This window comes from Candidatus Frankia nodulisporulans, from assembly GCF_902806475.1.
In the GTDB taxonomy this organism is placed as follows: domain Bacteria; phylum Actinomycetota; class Actinomycetes; order Frankiales; family Frankiaceae; genus Frankia; species Frankia umida.
Map to the genome: position 1 here is coordinate 1 of NZ_CADCWS010000082.1, position 15,981 is coordinate 15,981.

The 15,981-nt window shown below is 71.9% G+C and carries 12 protein-coding genes and 1 pseudogene; 7 read left to right on the top strand and 6 right to left on the bottom strand.

Annotation, left to right across the window (positions count from 1 at the left end):
• On the bottom strand, nt 1-1,333 hold a 1,333-nt coding region (locus tag G6R24_RS10070; protein ID WP_163549001.1), incomplete at its 3' end, for an AAA family ATPase.
• The gene (locus G6R24_RS10075; RefSeq protein ID WP_163549002.1) at nt 1,330-2,871 is read right to left on the bottom strand and encodes a 3' terminal RNA ribose 2'-O-methyltransferase Hen1; all 1,542 of its coding nucleotides are present in this window, start codon (nt 2,869-2,871) and stop codon (nt 1,330-1,332) included. The genes G6R24_RS10070 and G6R24_RS10075, both read right to left, overlap by 4 nt.
• Nucleotides 2,872-2,973: 102 nt before the next feature.
• Between G6R24_RS10075 and G6R24_RS10080 the strand changes: the two genes are divergently transcribed.
• On the top strand, nt 2,974-3,141 hold the full coding sequence (locus G6R24_RS10080; protein ID WP_217451584.1) for a hypothetical protein: 168 nt from the start codon (nt 2,974-2,976) through the stop codon (nt 3,139-3,141).
• A gap of 60 nt (nt 3,142-3,201) precedes the next feature.
• On the opposite strand, the gene G6R24_RS10085 is transcribed toward G6R24_RS10080, so the two are convergent.
• Both G6R24_RS10085 and G6R24_RS10090 read right to left on the bottom strand, forming a co-directional pair.
• Entirely contained in the window at nt 3,202-3,609 is a 408-nt protein-coding gene (locus G6R24_RS10085) for a YciI family protein (RefSeq protein ID WP_163549003.1), read from the bottom strand.
• Nucleotides 3,610-3,738: 129 nt separating this feature from the next.
• The gene (locus G6R24_RS10090; protein ID WP_163549004.1) at nt 3,739-4,428 is read right to left on the bottom strand and encodes a TetR/AcrR family transcriptional regulator; all 690 of its coding nucleotides are present in this window, start codon (nt 4,426-4,428) and stop codon (nt 3,739-3,741) included.
• A gap of 128 nt (nt 4,429-4,556) precedes the next feature.
• On the opposite strand from G6R24_RS10090, the gene G6R24_RS10095 reads away from it, so the two are divergent.
• The 3 genes and pseudogenes from G6R24_RS10095 to G6R24_RS23675 form a co-directional block, all read left to right on the top strand.
• Nucleotides 4,557-5,204: an NADPH-dependent FMN reductase gene (locus G6R24_RS10095; RefSeq protein WP_163549005.1), complete on the top strand. Its 648-nt coding sequence runs from the start codon at nt 4,557-4,559 to the stop codon at nt 5,202-5,204.
• Nucleotides 5,201-5,869 carry an MFS transporter gene (locus G6R24_RS23670; RefSeq protein ID WP_163549006.1) on the top strand — a complete coding sequence of 223 codons (669 nt, stop codon included), beginning with the start codon at nt 5,201-5,203 and terminating at the stop codon, nt 5,867-5,869. The genes G6R24_RS10095 and G6R24_RS23670 overlap by 4 nt, the downstream gene beginning before the upstream one ends.
• A 75-nt stretch (nt 5,870-5,944) precedes the next feature.
• A pseudogene (locus G6R24_RS23675) lies at nt 5,945-6,427 on the top strand (MFS transporter); the annotation flags it as partial.
• A gap of 223 nt (nt 6,428-6,650) precedes the next feature.
• Here G6R24_RS23675 and purL read toward each other — a convergent pair.
• Both purL and G6R24_RS10115 read right to left on the bottom strand, forming a co-directional pair.
• Nucleotides 6,651-10,709 (bottom strand): phosphoribosylformylglycinamidine synthase, encoded by a 4,059-nt coding sequence (gene purL, locus G6R24_RS10110; RefSeq protein ID WP_163549008.1) that lies wholly within the window; start codon nt 10,707-10,709, stop codon nt 6,651-6,653.
• 380 nt (nt 10,710-11,089) lie between these two features.
• Complete coding sequence (locus G6R24_RS10115; protein WP_225438348.1) at nt 11,090-12,625, bottom strand: sensor histidine kinase; 1,536 nt, start codon at nt 12,623-12,625, stop codon at nt 11,090-11,092.
• Nucleotides 12,626-12,775: 150 nt separating this feature from the next.
• Here G6R24_RS10115 and G6R24_RS10120 point away from each other — a divergent pair, with 150 nt between their 5' ends.
• The 3 genes from G6R24_RS10120 to G6R24_RS10130 form a co-directional block, all read left to right on the top strand.
• Nucleotides 12,776-13,210, top strand: coding sequence for a response regulator (locus tag G6R24_RS10120; RefSeq protein ID WP_163549009.1), 435 nt, complete (start codon nt 12,776-12,778; stop codon nt 13,208-13,210).
• Nucleotides 13,211-13,381: 171 nt separating this feature from the next.
• On the top strand, nt 13,382-15,283 hold the full coding sequence (locus G6R24_RS10125; RefSeq protein ID WP_163549010.1) for a SpoIIE family protein phosphatase: 1,902 nt from the start codon (nt 13,382-13,384) through the stop codon (nt 15,281-15,283).
• A 122-nt stretch (nt 15,284-15,405) separates the two neighbouring features.
• A partial coding sequence (locus G6R24_RS10130) for an MBL fold metallo-hydrolase (RefSeq protein WP_225438349.1) occupies nt 15,406-15,981 on the top strand: 576 nt, incomplete at its 3' end.

Here is a 15,981-nt window from a genome sequence, read left to right on the forward strand (position 1 = left end):
CGACCAGCTCGCGTTCGGGATAACGCAGGGCGCTCAGGCTGCCACCGAACACGCAGCCGGTGTCGACGCACAGCGTGTTGTTGACCCATTCCGGTTCGGGTGTCGGGGTGTGGCCGTGGACGACCGTCGCCCGGCCGCGGTAGTCGCGCGCCCAGGGCAGCCGGACGGGCAGGCCGTACTCGTCGGTCTCGCCGGTGGTGTCACCGTAGAGCGCGAACGAGCGCACCCGGGCCGAGGCGCGGTTGTGGTAGGCCTCCTTCAGGCCGGCGTGGGCGACGACGAGGCGTCCCGCGTCGAGGACGTAGTGGGAGACCAGGTCCTGGCAGAACGCCGTCGCCCGCGCCTGGAACTCGGCCGGTTCGGCCGCCAGCTGCTCCAGCGACGCGGCGAGACCGTGACCGACCGTCACCTTTCGGCCGGCCAGGGCGCGCACGAGCTTGTTCTCGTGGTTGCCACAGACGGCGAACGCGGTGCCCTCGGCGACCATCCCCATCGCCAGACGCAGCACGCCGGGGACGGCCGGCCCACGGTCGACGAGATCCCCGACGAACACCACGCGCCGCCCGTCCGGATGCCACGCCGAAACGGGCCGTCCGCCGTCACCACCGCCGCCGTCTGCACTGCCATCGGCGTCGCGGCGCAGGTGGTAGCCGAGGCGGGTGAGCAGTTGCTCGAGCTCGTCGAGGCAGCCGTGGACGTCGCCGATGATGTCGAACGGGCCGGTCTCGTGGCGCAGGTCGGTGAACAGCTTCGTGTACTCGATGGTCGCGCCCGCCACCTCGTCCACCGAGTGCAGCACGTGGACGCGGCGGAAGCCCTCGCGGGCCAGGCCGCGCAGCGACCGACGCAGGTCGGCGGCCTGGCGGCGGATGACGGCGGGACCGAAGGCGCGGTCGGCACGTTCGGCGTTACGCGCCACGCAGACCCGCTCGGGCAGGTCCAGCACGATCGCCACGGGCAGCACGTCGTGTTCGCGGGCCACGTGGACGAGCGACGCCCGCGCCTTGGACTGGACGTTCGTGGCGTCGACGACGGTGAGCCGTCCGGCCGCGAGCCGTTTGCCGGCGATGTAGTGGAGCACGTCGAAGGCGTCCGGTGTGGCGCTCTGGTCGTTCTCGTCGTCGGCGACGAGGCCACGGCAGACATCCGAGCTCAGCACCTGCGTCGACCGGAAGTGCGCGCGGGCGAACGTCGACTTCCCCGACCCCGACACCCCCACGAGCACCACCAGGCACATCTCGGGAATCGCCAGCGTCCTCGCCTCAGGTACCACCCCGACCTCGGACGCACGGGCCTCGGACGCGGCGTCGGATGCGGCGCTCGGGTCGGTCATCGGTCGTCCTGCCGTTCGAGGATGGCGAGCTGGGTGGGGGCGCCGAGGGTCGGGTCGGTTTCGCCGATGCCGCCGAGGCGGGCCGTGTACGGGTAGGTGGCGCTCAGGCCGCGCACCCAGGTGGCGAACTCGGCGCGGGTCCACTCGAAGCGGTGGTCGCGGTGGCGCGGCGTCCCGGCAGCGAGACCCTCGTAGCGGACGTTGAACTCGACGTTCGGCGTGGTGATCACGACCAGACGCGGACGGGCCGCGCCGAGCACCGCCTCGGCCAACGCCGGCAGCCGCGGCGGGTCGACGTGCTCGACGACCTCGCTGAGCACCGCCGCGTCCAGCCCGGCCAGGCGGGCGTCCCGGTAGGTCAGGGACGAGGCGACAAGGCGCAGCCGGCCGCGGACCCGTTCGGGCATCCGGTCGAGGTGCAGCCGGCGGGCGACCAGCTCGAGCGCGCGGTGTGACACGTCGACGGCGATCACCTCGGTGAACGCCGTGTCGGCGAGCAGGGCGGCCACCAGTTTCCCGTCGCCGCAGCCGAGGTCCGCGACGCGGCCCGCACCCGCCGCCCGCAGCACGTCAAGGATCACCTCGCGCCGCTGCTGCGCCAGCGGCACCCGTTTCGGCTCCGCCTCGGCACCGGCCGCATCAACATCGGCCGCATCAACATCGGCCGCATCGGTGCTGGCAGAGTCGGTGCTGGCGGGGTCGGGTTCCTGCTCGGTGGGGACGAGGCCCGGTTCGAAACCGGTGGCGATGCTCTCGTCCGGGACGTCCTCGGCCACGGCCAGCTGGGCGAGGGCGAAACTGGCGAGTCCGCGGCGGTGGGCGAGGTAGCGGCGGGCGATGAGATGGCGTTCGGGATGCTCCCCGAGCCAGCTCGCCCCCTCTCGGACGAGCTTGTCGGCCTCGTCCCGTCCGACGTAGTAGTGCTTGCCGTCGTCGAGGACGGGCAGCAGCACGTAGACGTGGGTGAGCGCGTCGGCGAGGCGCTGGGTACCGGTCAGGGTGAGATCGTGATGGGGTGCCGTGCCCCACTCGGGAAACCGCGGGTCCAGCGGCGCGGGGCGGGCCTCGACGGCCCAGCCGAGCGGGGCGAACAGCCGCTCGGCGAGCGCCGCCCCACCATCACGGCACGGCACCGCAGGAATGCGGATCCGCAGGGGGATGGCGGTGGCGGCCAGTTCCGGACGGGACGTGCAGATGCCCGCCATCGCCGTCGAGAACACACCCGCCAGGGCCACCGCGAGCAGGCTGGATGCCGCATACGGCCGATCGTCGACATAGCGTGCCGGCGCGTCCACCGCCGATCCGCCGCCTCTGCCGCGGCCGCCGCGACGACCCGCGGGCCCGCCGCCTCTGCCGCGGACGAGGCCGACCGGGTCGATGTCGAGCAGCAGCGTCGCCGTCGTGCGCTCCACCGTGGCCTCCGGATAGAACACGTGCGCCGTGCCGGCGGCGAACTGCTGCGCCCGCTCGGGATGCTTGTGCAGCAGAAACCCCAGGTCAGTAGCGGGCCGTACGGTCGTCGACACGGTCAGCAGCACATCGGCATTCTGCCAACCACCGACCGATCCGGCTAATGACTTTCCCCGCACACCGCTGCCGGTGGGAGCGCCGCGCCACCGTCGACGTTCGAGGTCGTCGCGGTGCGCGCCCCGGCGCCCGGGGTGGCCATCGCCCACATCCGACGGCGGGCGAACGACGCCAGCGGATTCTCCGAAATGGCGCTTTACACCCTGGTCGAACGGGACGGCCAGTGGTGGCTGGCCGCCGCCCAGAACACCCCGATCGCCGCACCCCCAGCGCGGACCTGACCCGGCCGCCCACCCTGGCCCGGCCTGGCCCGTTCCGGCCCGGCCCTCAGCCCCCGTCGCTCACTGCGTGAAGGTGGGCAGCGCGGTCAGGAACGGCCGCACCTCCAGCCATTCGTAGATCGGCTCGCCGTCCGGGCCGGGTGCGGCGGACAGCTCGCCGGCGAGTTCGAGGGCCCGCTCCCAGGACTCCACGTCGATGACCATCCAGCCGGCGATCAGATCCTTCGTCTCCGCGAACGGACCGTCGGTCACCGGGGGACGGCCCTCTCCGTCGAAGCGCACGAACGCGCCTTCGGGCGAGAGCGCCTGCTCGCTGACGAACTCGCCGCTGCCCTCCAGCCGGCGGGCGAACTCCTGCATGAACCGGATGTGCGCGTCCACCGCCCGCGGCTCCCACTGGTCCAGCGGCGGGAAGTCGACAACCCGGTCCGGGCCACCGCGGTAGTGCTTGAGCAGCAGGTACTTCATCTCGGTTCTCCTTCGGTATCCGGTGGCCCGTCGCGGCCACTCATGCCCCAGGGACGGAGCCGGCCCACCGTTCTCGACACCCGACGCCGAAGAATTCCGAGATTTTTTCGCGCCCCCGCCCGGGCCGGCTCAACGCACGCCGTAGCCGTGCAGGAACACGCGCACTCCGGCGTCCGAGGTGGCGTGGATCTCGGCCGGCTCGAGCGCGACAGCACCGTGCAGCGAGCGCTGGCCGCTGTCCCCGGCGACCAGCAGGACCAGATGGGCCGCGGCGAGGTCGGCATCGGCCAGGGACAGGTGCCCGGCGTCGGCGATCCGCCGCAGGTGGGCGGCCAGTGCGCGCCGGACCCGCCGCGGCCCCTGCTCCTGCCATGCCTCCAGCGTGGCCGGCGGAACATGCGCCGCCTCCGCGATGACCTGCCGCACGAGCGTGAAGTGATCGGCGAACTCCGGGGCCGGTGTCGCCCAGACCCGGCCGAACTCGAGCAGGTCGGCCTCGATGTCGACGATCTTTCCGAGATGCCGGTCAGCGAGGATGATCTGCGCGTCCGCGACCCGGCGGGCACTGTCCACGATCACCGCGTGGAACAGCCCCGCCTTGTCGCCGAAATGGTTGTAGATCGTGCGGCTCGAGGTGCCGGCGGCCCGGGCGATCGCGTCGACGCTGGCCCGGGTGTACCCGTCGCGGGCGAACGCCGCGAGCGAACCGTCCAGCAGGTCGCGCCGCTTGTCGCCGGCGCGCCACGAACGCCCCGTCCGCGCCGCTCGACCGGAGGCGGCATCGGCCACACCCGTGCGGATCCCGCCCTGGCTGTCCATGGTTCCTCCTCGCCGCCGAGCATAGCCACGGCGACCTTCAAGTACAACGCACGTTGCACAAAATGCAACGATCGTTGTAAGTTTGGGAGATCCACCCGTCGACGAACAACGATGATCGAGGTGTCAGGATGATCCGAATCGCCATCGTGATGGGCAGCACCCGTCCGGGCCGTCGTGTCGACCAGGTGGCCACCTGGGTGTTCCGCGAGGCACAGGCCCGGGTGGCCAGCGCCGACGACACCGTCGTCGAACTGGTCGACCTGGCCGACGTCGCCCTGCCGCTGCTCGACGAGCCGGTCCCGGCCGCGATCGGCGACTACCAGCACCCGCACACCCGGCGCTGGGCGCGGGCGGTCGCCTCCTACGACGGCTTCGTCTTCGTCGTCCCCGAGTACAACCACTCGATGCCAGCCGCGCTGAAGAACGCGATCGACTACCTGTTCGCCGAGTGGAACGACAAGGCCGCCGGGTTCGTCAGCTACGGCATCACCGGCGGCACCCGCGCCGTGGAGCATCTGCGGCTGACCCTGGCCGAGGTCAAGGTCGCCTGCGTGCGCAGTCAGGTCGCGCTCTCCCTGTTCACCGACTTCGAACTGACCGACCCGGCGCTGCCCGGCACCTTCCGTCCGGGACCGCACCACGGGCAGATCCTGGACCGGCTCCTGGACGAGGTGCGGGCCTGGTCGCGGGCGCTCGCACCGCTGCGTCCGTCGACCAGCCCGGCGGCACCCGACCCGACATCGGACGCCGCCGGGGAGAGCCTGGTCGGCGGATGACCGGCGCCGCGGACGACCGGATCGGCTGGCCGGTCTGGCGGCTGGCGGGGGTCATCGTCTTCGGCGCGTTCGCCAGCGGGCTGGACGCCTCGCTCGCCAACATCGGCCTGAAGTCGATCAGCTCCGACCTCGGCTCCACCCTCGCGACCACCCAGTGGGTGACCAGCGGTTATCTGCTGGCTCTCGCGGTGTCCCTGCCGCTTTCCGGCTGGTTGGGCCGCCGGTACGGGCCGGGCCGGGTGTGGCTGGCAAGCCTCGTGGCCTTCACCGTCGCCTCGGGGCTGTGCGCGGCGGCGCCGACCGTCTCGGGCCTCATCGCGCTGCGGGTCCTGCAGGGCCTCGCCGGCGGGCTGCTCATCCCCGCCGGTCAGACCGTGCTGGGCCGGGCGGTCGGCTCGGCCCGCCTCGGGCGGGTGATGGCCACGCTCGGTATCGTCGTGGCCGTCGCGCCCGCGCTGGGTCCGGTGATCGGCGGCCTGATCCTGCACGGTGGGTCGTGGCGCTGGCTGTTCGCGATCAACCTGCCGATCGGGGCCGCCGGTCTGGCCCTCGGGCTGCGCTACCTCCCCCGCGGCGAACGCGGCCGGGCACCGCACCTCGACTGGCCGGGCCTGCTGCTGATCAGTACCGGTCTGCCCGCGCTGGTGTACGCGCTCACGGCCTGAGGGGACCGTGGCTCCCTGGCGCATCCCGTCGTGGTCGGGGCGCTCGCCGTCGGGGTGGGTGCGCTCGCCGCCTTCGTGGCCCGTTCCCTGCGCCACCGCGAGCCGCTGCTCGACCTGCGGCTCTACCGGCGCAACCAGGTGTACCGCGCCGCGACGGTCACGACCGGCCTGACCGGGATGATCCTGTTCGGCAGCGGTCTGGTGTTCCCGCTCTACCTCCAGATCGGTCAGGGCCAGAGCGTCCTGGCGACCGGTCTGCGGCTGCTCGGCCTCGGCGCGGCGACGGCGCTGGTCATGCCCGCCGCCGGGCGGCTCACCGACCGCCACGGCGGCGGGGTGGTGTCGGCGATCGGCTGCGCGACGCTGGTCGCGGTCAGCGTCGCGTTCGCCCTGCTGCCGCTCGACGCCGGCGAGGTCGTCATCCAGATCGTCCTCGCCCTGTTCGGCGCGGCGACCGCGTTCGCGGCTGTCCCGGCAGGCATCGCCGCCTACAAGACGGTCACCCCCGAGCAGCTCCCGGACGCGACGACCACGGTGAACATCGTGCAGCGCGTCGGCGGCGCGCTCGGTGGGGCGCTGTTCGCGGTGGTCATCGCACGTAACCTGCCCGACGATCCCGAGGGGGCGTTCCGGCACGCCTTCTGGGCTGATCGCCCTCACCGGTCTGCTCGGCCTGCTGTCCGCGCTGTGGCTCCACCACGCCCTGCGCGGGCTGGACCGCGGCGGCGGCCGCACGGAACAATCTGGTCGGACGGGATGCGTTCCCCGTCCGGGCGGGGGATCAGCGCCCGTCGAGCCAGGTGCGGGCGTTCTGGAAGATGCGTAGCCACGGGCCGAACGTCTCGTCACCAGCGCCCAGGCCGGGTTCGTCCCCGGCGCTGTCGGTGCCGGTGCCGGTGCGGACGGGCAGCCAGGAGCGTTGCTGGGTGAGGAAGGCGCGCTCCGGGTGGGGCATGATCAGGGTGACGCGGCCGTCGTCGGAGGTGACGGCCGCGACGGCGGCGGGGCTGCCGTTGGGGTTGGCCGGGTAGTCCTGGGTGGGCTTGCCGTGGTTGTCGACGTAACGGGCGGTCACCGCACCGGGGGTGCCGGCGGGGCCGAAGTCCATCCGTCCCTCGCCGTGGGCGATCGGCACGGCCAGCACCGAACCGGCCATCCCGGCGAACAGCACCGACGGTGAGTCCTCGAGGAGCAGGCTGGACACCCGGGCCTCGAACCGTTCGGAGGTGTTCTCCAACAGGGTCGGCCAGCCGGTGGCGCCGGGGATGAGCGTGCCGAGGCCGGCGACCATCTGGCAGCCGTTGCAGACACCGAGGGTGAGCGTGTCCGGGCGGTGGAAGAAGGTGCGAAAGGCCGCGGCGAGGTCGGGCTGGGCGAGGATCGACTTCGCCCAGCCAAGGCCCGCGCCGAGCACGTCACCGTAGGAGAAGCCACCGCAGGCCGCGAGCACCTGGAAGTCGTCGAGGGCGGCGGTGCCGGTGAGCAGGTCGGTCATGTGCACGTCGACCGCGTCGAAACCGGCCGCGTCGAACGCCGCCGCCATCTCGACATGCCCGTTGACGCCCTCGTCCCGCAGGATCGCGGCCTTCGGCCGGGCGAGCCGGTCGGCAGCGGCCGGCTGGGCGGCGGCCGGCAGCAGGGGGAACGTGATCCGTTCGGTGATGCCGGGGTCGGCGTCGTCGAGGAGCGCGTCGAACTCCGCGTCGGCGGTGTCGGGATTGTCCCGCAGCCGTTGGACGAGATAGCTGGTCGTCGCCCAGACCCGTTCGAGCTCCGCCCGGCCGTTCGCGTAGACGACCGTCTCCCCGTCGCGCAGCACGATCCGCTGCGTCAGCGTGGGCCGGCCGAGGACGTGGACCCGGTCCGCGCCCAGCGCGGTGGCCAGCACCGCGACCACCCGGTCGACGGCGGGGCCCGCCACCTGGAGAACGGCACCGAGTTCCTCGGCGAACAGCCGGGCCAGCAGCGTGCCACCGGGCAGTCCGGCGAGGTCGACGTCGAGGCCGACCCTGCCGGCGAACGCCAGCTCGACCAGCGTCGCGAGCAGGCCGCCGTCGGACCGGTCGTGATAGGCAAGCACGTCACTGTCGGCGACCAGCCGCCGGGAGGCGGCGAAGAACGCCCGCAGCACCTCGGCATCGGCGTCGGGGACGTCCGCGGGCGCGTGCCGTCCGTACGCCAGGGCCAGCGCCGAGCCACCGAGCCGCCCCCCGGTGCGGCCACCAGCACCGACACCCCTGCCGGCGTCGCCACTGTCGCCAGCGCCGGCGAGGTCCACGAAGATCAGGCGGCTGTCCTCGTCGCGGGCGAGCTGGGGGGTGAGCACCCGGGAGACGTCCGCGACCGGCGCTCCGGCGGTGACGATCAGCGACACCGGGGAGGTGACGGCGTGTTCGCCAGTGTCGTCCGTCCAGACGGTGCGCATGCTGGTGGAGTCCTTGCCGACCGGGATCGGGATGCCGAGATCCGGGCAGAACCGTTCGCCCAGCGCCTCGACCGCGTCGTAGAGCGGGGCCTGCTGGTCGTCCACGCCGACGGCGGCCATCCAGTTCGCCGAGAGCGCCACCTGACTCAGGTCGGCGACGGCGGCGCCGGCCAGGTTGGTGAGGGCCTCGCCGACGGCCATCCGGGCCGCGGCCGGGGCGTTCACGGTGGCCAGCGGTGTGCGCTCCCCCATCGCCAGCGCCTCACCGGTGCGGCTCCCGTACGCCGACGCGGTGACGGCGACATCGCTGACCGGCACCTGCCACGGCCCGACCAACTGGTCGCGCACGGTATGACCGCCCACCGTGCGGTCACCGATGGTGATGAGGAACTTCTTGCTGCCGACCGCGGGCACCCGCAGCACCCGCTGCACGGCCTCGGCCAGCACGATCCCGGACTCGTCGAACGGCGCCGTCGCGACGGTGACCGAACGTGCGGTGCGGGTCTGTCGGGACGCCTCCCCGAACAGCAGCGACATCGGCACGTCCACCGGCGCCATCGCGAACAACCGGTCGCGCACGACGAGACGCTGCTCGTCGGTGACCGTGCCGACCACGGCGAACAGGCAGCGTTCCCGCGCGCACAGGGCGGTGAAGGTGTCCAGATCGGCGGCGGCGATACCGAGCACGTAGCGTTCCTGCGCCTCGTTGCACCAGATCTGCAGCGGGGTCATGCCGGAGTCGGCGTTCGGCAGGTCGCGCAGCTCGAACACGGCGCCGCGGCCCGCGTCGTGCACCAGCTCGGGCAGCGCGTTCGACCAGCCGCCGGCGCCGACGTCGTGGATGGACACGATCGGGTTGGCCTCGTCCAGCGCCCAGCAGGCGTTGATGACCTCCTGCGCCCGGCGCTGCATCTCGGCGTTGCCGCGCTGCACCGAGGCGAAGTCGAGCTCGGCGTCACCCGCGCCGGTCTGCATGCTGGACGCGGCCCCGCCGCCGAGCCCGATCAGCATCGCCGGCCCGCCGAGCACGATGACCAGGTCGCCCGCCGCCAGCTGCCCCTTGCCCACCAGCGCGTCCCGGACGTTGCCGATCCCACCCGCGATCATGATCGGCTTGTGGTATCCCCACCGCTGGCCTCGGCCGTCCGGCGCCTCGAAGGTGCGGAAGTAGCCGACGAGGTTCGGCCGGCCGAACTCGTTGTTGTAGCCGGCGGCGCCAAGCGGCGCGTCCGTCATGATCTCCAGTGGGGACGAGATCCGCTCCGGACTGTCCCCCTCGCCCTCCCACGCACAGTCATCGCCGGGAATCCGCAGATGGGAGACGGTGTAGCCGGCGAGGCCCAGCTTCGGGACGCCGCCGCGGCCGGTGGCCCCCTCGTCGCGGATCTCTCCACCGACACCGGTCGCGGCACCGGGGCCGGGCGCGATCGCGGTCGGATGGTTGTGCGTCTCGACCTTGACGAGGATGTGCGCGGGGCCGTCGTGGCGACGGTAGGCGTGGGTGTGCGGGTCCGGGTAGAACCAGGACGCGGGTTCGCCGCGCAGCACGGCCGCGTTGTCCGAGTACGCCGAGAGCACGTTCTCACCGGAGCGCGCATGCGTGTTGCGGATCATCGCGAACAGGCTCTTCGGTCGGGGCTCCCCGTCGATCACCCAGTCGGCGTTGAACACCTTGTGCCGACAGTGCTCGCTGTTGACCTGCGCGAACATCATCAGCTCGACGTCGGTCGGGTTGCGGCCAAGCTCGCGGTACCTCTCGCCCAGATAGGCGATGTCGCCCGCGCCGAGCGCCAGACCAAGGTCGGCGTTGGCCCGGGTGAGGGCCGCCTCCCCCTGGGTGAGCAGGTCGACGTCGGTGTGCGGCCGCGGCCGCCCGGCGGCGAACAGCGCACCAGCGGCATCCAGCGACGCCTCGACGACCTCGGTCATCCGGTCGTGCAGCAGCGGTGCGAGCACGCGCAGGTCGGATGCCTCAGCGCCAGGCAGGTAGTAGACGGTGGCGCGTTCGATGCGCCGCACGGCGGTGAGCCCCGCTGACGCGGCGATGTCCGATGCCTTCGACGACCACGGCGAGATCGTCCCCGGCCGCGGCAGCACCACCAGGGTCGCCACGGTCGCGGACCGGTCGCCGCCGAACCTCTCCCCGTAGGTGAGCAGCCCCCGCAGCCGTTCCTCGTCTGACCCGCTCAGCCCCCCGGGCTCAGCCGCACCACCCGCACCACCCGCACCAGCGGCCGGATCGGCCGTCCTGGCCAGGTCAGCCAGGTCAGCCACCTCGGCCGGTTCAGCCAGGTCGACGAGGTGGACGTATTCGGCGGAGACGTCCGTCACACCTGGCACCACGACCTGTAGGCGGACCAGCAACCGGCGGCGCCCCGCCACGCTCAACGCCGCAATGTCGCCATATGTCCTCATCCCGCCGCCTCCATCGCTGCGTCGCGCCGCCCTTGCGTCGAGGAACCCCACGGGAGCGTCACTGTATCCGGACGCCCCACGGCGACCGACCCTTTCCACCTACAGGCAGCGGTGTACACGAGAGCCGGGCGGGCTGGCGGATCCGTCCGCCGCGAACAGTCGCCGTCCCGGACCCCGAACCCCCCAGCCGCCACACCCCGCGGCCAGCCACGGAGCAAGATCACGCCAAACAGGTCGCCGTGGGGGGCAAATCGGACACGAATACCCCCACGACGACCCCTTTGGCTCTCAGTGCCCCACAACAGCCCGCAACATCGCTACAGAAAGTAACTTCGGTCGAGAGCGGCGGAGCGAAACGGTGCGCCTCCGCCGACATCGCGCTACGCGGCCGGCAGGGTGAACACCACACACGTTCCGACGGCGCGATCGGTGTCGAGGCGGATCGTGCCACCGTGATATTCGATGATCTTCTTGCAGAGGGCGAGGCCGATGCCGGTTCCGGGATAGTCCTCCCGGCTGTGCAGGCGTTGGAAGATGACGAAGATGCGCTCGCTGTACTGGGCCTCGATGCCGATACCGTTGTCGGTCACGCTGATCTGCCAGTGATCGCCGTCGCGTTCGGCGCCGACGTGGATGGCCGGAGTGCGCTCGGGGTGGCGGAACTTCAGGGCGTTGCCGAGCAGGTTGGTCAGCAGGATCTCCAGGTGGGCCGGGTGTCCGGCGACCGTCGGCAACGGGTCGTGGGTCAGCTGCGCGCCGCTTTCCCGAACAACCAGCTCGAGATCTTCCAGGGCGCGGCGGTGGACCACGTCCAGGTCGACGTCCTCGGCGGGGTGATCCGCCCGGCCGGCGCGGGAGAACGCCAGCAGATCCTGGATGAGTTTCTGCATGCGGGCGGCGCCGTCGACGATGAAACCGATGTACTGGTCGCCGCGTTCGTCCAGCTGGCCGCCGTAGCGGCGCTGCAGCAACTGGCAGAAGCTGGTCACCTTGCGCAGCGGTTCCTGCAGGTCGTGCGAGGCGACGTAGGCGAACTGCTCGAGGTCGGTGTTGGAGCGGCGTAGTTCCTCGGCCCGGCGGTCGAGGTCCGAACGGGCCTGTTCGGAGGCCACGAGGGCGGCGGCGAGGCGACCACGCATCAGGTCCACGGTCCGGGCCACGGTCTGGATGTCCGCGGGACCGCCGGTGCGGATCGGATGGTCGAAGTCGCCGGCGGCGACCCGGGCGGCGTCGCTGGCGAGCCGGGCGAGTGGCGCGGACACGGCGCGGCGCAGACCCACGAACGCGAGGACCGCGACGGCGAGGATCACCAGGGCGATCGCGCCGAAGGTCCAGTTTCGCAGCCGGCGCACGTGCATCAGGTCCGCCCGGGCCTCGGCACGGGCGGCGCCCAGCTGTTCCTGCAGGGTGTGGCTTGCCGCGCGCAGGGCGTCGAACGCCGTCTTGCCGGTGGTGGCCTGCGCCGTCGCGAACGCCACCGGTGCGCCCGGGGGTGCGGCGACGACCCGGTCGGCGTACACCCGGTGCCAGTTGGTGGCCCGTCCGAGCAGGTCGTCGAGGGTGTCGGTGCGGCTGCCGTCGGCGGTCAGCAGTCGACGCAGCTCGCCGGCCAGCCGGTTCTGATCCGCGACCCCCTGGCGGTAGGGCGCCAGGAACTCGGCCTGCCCGGTCATCCCGAAGCCGCGCACGCCGGTCTCCTGGCCGACCAGGGCGGCGTCGAGGCGGACCGCGGCGAGCAGGCCGGGGGCGCTGCGGTCGATGAGGCGCTGGTTCACCGAGGTCGCGTGGGCGAGCAGCCAGGCGCCGAGCACACCCAGCGTGACCAGCACCACCAGGGTGCCGCCCACCCCGGCCGACAACCACCGGCTGGTGGTCCAGCCGGACGGCCGGCCCTGGACCGCCTGTTGCGACGCCACCTTCGTCCGCCTTCCACCGGTCTGTCGCACCGGGGGTCCGCCCGCCGGACACCCTTCAAGATCGCCACATTGGACGTCCCGGTCATGCCATGATGACGTGGCACCAACCACCGCACGACGAGTGTGGGGGGCGATCGAAACCGGGATCCGATGACCGCTGCCGCACCAAGGCGCCCCTACGACATCCTGCTCGCCGAGGATGACGCCGGTGACGCCCTGCTCATCGAGGAAGCGTTCCTCTCCCGTGGACTCGGCCAGAATCTGCACACTGTCGGTGACGGGGTGCAGGCCCTGCAGTACCTGCGTGACCCGGCCCGTCCACGGCCGGACCTGATCCTGCTCGATCTGAACATGCCACGGATGGACGGCCGCGAGACGCTTGCCGCGATCAAGGCCGACTCCGAGCTGCGCACCATCCCGGTCGTGATCCTCACGACCTCCGATGCGCCCGACGACATCGCCGGCAGCTACCAGCTGCACGCCAACGCCTACGTCTGCAAACCCACCGATCTGGACGACTTCCTCGGCACCATCCACACCATCGACGACTTCTACCTGGGCCTGGTTCGGCTCCCTCGTCCCTGACCCGGCACCTGCGGCCTACCGCACCCGCCCGGTCCGTCCCAGGTCTGATCCACCCCAGGTCTGATCCACCCCTTCCTGGTCCGTCTCACCTGTGGCCCGAGTCCGGGGACTCGGCTATTTTCGGCAGGAACATTCGACTGTCATCGGCCGTGCACGACAAGGGTGGGAGCAGTGACCGCGGGCTCGGAGCGGGACCTGACCCCTGTGGAACGTCAGGCCTGGCAGCTGTTGCGGACGATGCCGGTGGGCTTCATCGCCTGGGATGCCGACTGGCGCTGCAACGGTGTCAACCCCGCCGGTGAGCGGTCGTGCGGCCGGTCTCGCGAGGAACTGCTCGGCAGATCGCTGTGGGAGATCTTCCCCGCGGTCGTCGGCACCGAGTTCGAAACGGTCTACCGGCGCGTCGCGCGGCTGCGCAAGCCGGAGAACATCGAGATCTACTACCCCGAGCCGCTCTGCCGGTGGCTGGACATCCACGTCATCGGAGACATCGAAGGCACCGGCGGGGTCGTGGCCTACTTCCTCGACGTCACCGAACGCCACGAGATCCTGGAGCGGGAACGGTCCATCACCCGGTCGCTGCTGCACGCGTCGGCGGAGCGCGACGTGGCGGCCCGCCAGGCCGCCACCCTGGCCGAGGTCTCCCTCGCGCTGACCTCGGTGGACACCGTCGAAGCCCTGGAAGCCGTCGTGGTGGGCCAGGGGCTGGCCACACTCGGTGCGGACGGCGGTGCCGTGGTCTCCCCCGACGAGACCGGCAACTGGCGGATCACCCTCAACGCCGCCCTCGGCGAGCGGGCCCGGCTCACCTACAGCGCCGTCCCGTATGACAGCCCGCTACCCAGCTGCTGGACCGCCCGGACGGGCCGGCGCGTTCTGCTGCCCACCGTCGCGTCCGGCCACGCCTTCGATCCGATCATGGCGGACGTCTACGCCGACACCGCCCGACTGGGCTGGGCCGTCCTGCCGCTCACCGTGCAGGGGGAGGTCCTGGGCAGCCTCGCCGCGGCCTGGGTGGACGAACACGAGCCGTCCGCGAGCGAACTCGACCTGCTCGACGGCTTCGCCGCCCAGTGCGCCCAGGCGCTGCACCGTATCCGCGCGACCCAGCAGGAACGACAGACCGCCCGGGAGGTACGCGAACTCGCGGAGGCCCTGCAACTCGCCCTGCTGACCCCACCACCCACCCCCGCCGGCCTGCAGATCGAGGTCCGCTACCAGTCCGCCCAGGACGCCGCCCGGGTCGGCGGCGACTGGTACGACGCCTTCGAGCACACCGACGGCTCGACCGTCCTGGTGATCGGCGACGTCACCGGGCACGACAGCACCGCGGCCGCGAAGATGGCGCAGCTGCGCGGGCTGCTGCGCACCCTGGCCTACACCGCCGACCTCACCCCCGTCGCCGACGGTCGCACCCCCGCCGACCAAATCCCTGCCAGCCAACCTTCGGTCAGCCACGTCCCGGCCGGTGGACAGGACCATCCGGACCGGTCCAGTCCACTCGCCGCCGTTCTCAGCGCCCTCGAGCACACCGCGGCGGGTCTCGGCGTGGACGCCCTCGCCACCGTCGTCCTCGTCCGCGTCGAGGCCGCTGCCGACCCCGGCGACAGCGGCAGCGGCGCCGACAGCCTGCGTACACGCACTGTCCACTGGTGTAATGCCGGACATCTGCCGCCGATCCTCGTGCACGCCGACGGATCCACCGAGATCCTCGAAACGGCCCGGACCGACCTGCTGCTCGGCTTCGACACCCACGCCGACCGCCATGACCACAGCGCGTTCCTCCCGCCCGGTGCCGTCCTGCTGCTCTACACCGACGGCCTCGTCGAACGCCGCGGCACCTCGCTTGACGAAGGACTCGACGCCCTGCGCGGGGTCCTGACCGGCCTCGCCACCGAAGGCCTCACCACCGAATCCCCCGCTGGCGAAGGCCCTGCTGGCGAAGACATTGCCCTTGCCAGCCTCTGCGACGGCGTCCTGGCCGCAATGGCGCCGCGGACCGGGGAGGACGACATCGCGCTTCTCGCGCTGCGCGCGACGCCACCGCACCGGTCGTTTCCCGCCGGCCCCTGAACCAGATTCCGACCTGCGTGGCCACGGCGCCTCTGGGTACGTACGAAGCCGACTGGAATTCCGGTCCCGTGGGCGTACGACGTCTGCGGTGCTTTTCCATGGCCAGGTACAGGAGGGGTCGCGTGCCGAAGGGCGATCAGCTGGATTTCGAGGCGGCCGACCGGGGTCTGATCGGCGCGCTGGAACCATGCGTCGTGCGGGATGAGGCCGGACGGACGGTGTGGGACAACGAGGCGTTCCGATTCCTGGCGGACGAATGCCCACCCACGGTACATCCGAGCCTTTGGCGACAGTCCCGACTGTGCGCGAGGCACGGCCTCTACGAGGTGGCCGAGGGGCTTTATCAGGTGCGAGGCCTGGATCTGTCCAACATGACACTGGTCGAGGGCGAGCGCGGAGTGGTCGTCATCGACCCGCTCGTGTCCACCGAGGTGGCCGCCGCGGCGCTCGGACTGTACCGGCGGCATCGGGGCGACCGGCCGGTGACCGCGGTCATCTACACCCATCCACATATCGACCATTTCGGCGGGGTCGCCGGAGTGGTCACCGGCGGGGTCCCGATCGTGGCACCGGTGGATTTCATGCGGCACGCGGTGACAGAGAACGTCTACGCGGGCGGGGCGATGTTGCGCCGCGGGATGTACCACACCGGCGCGTCACTGGAACCGGGGCTGCGCGGGCTGGTCGGTACCGGCCAG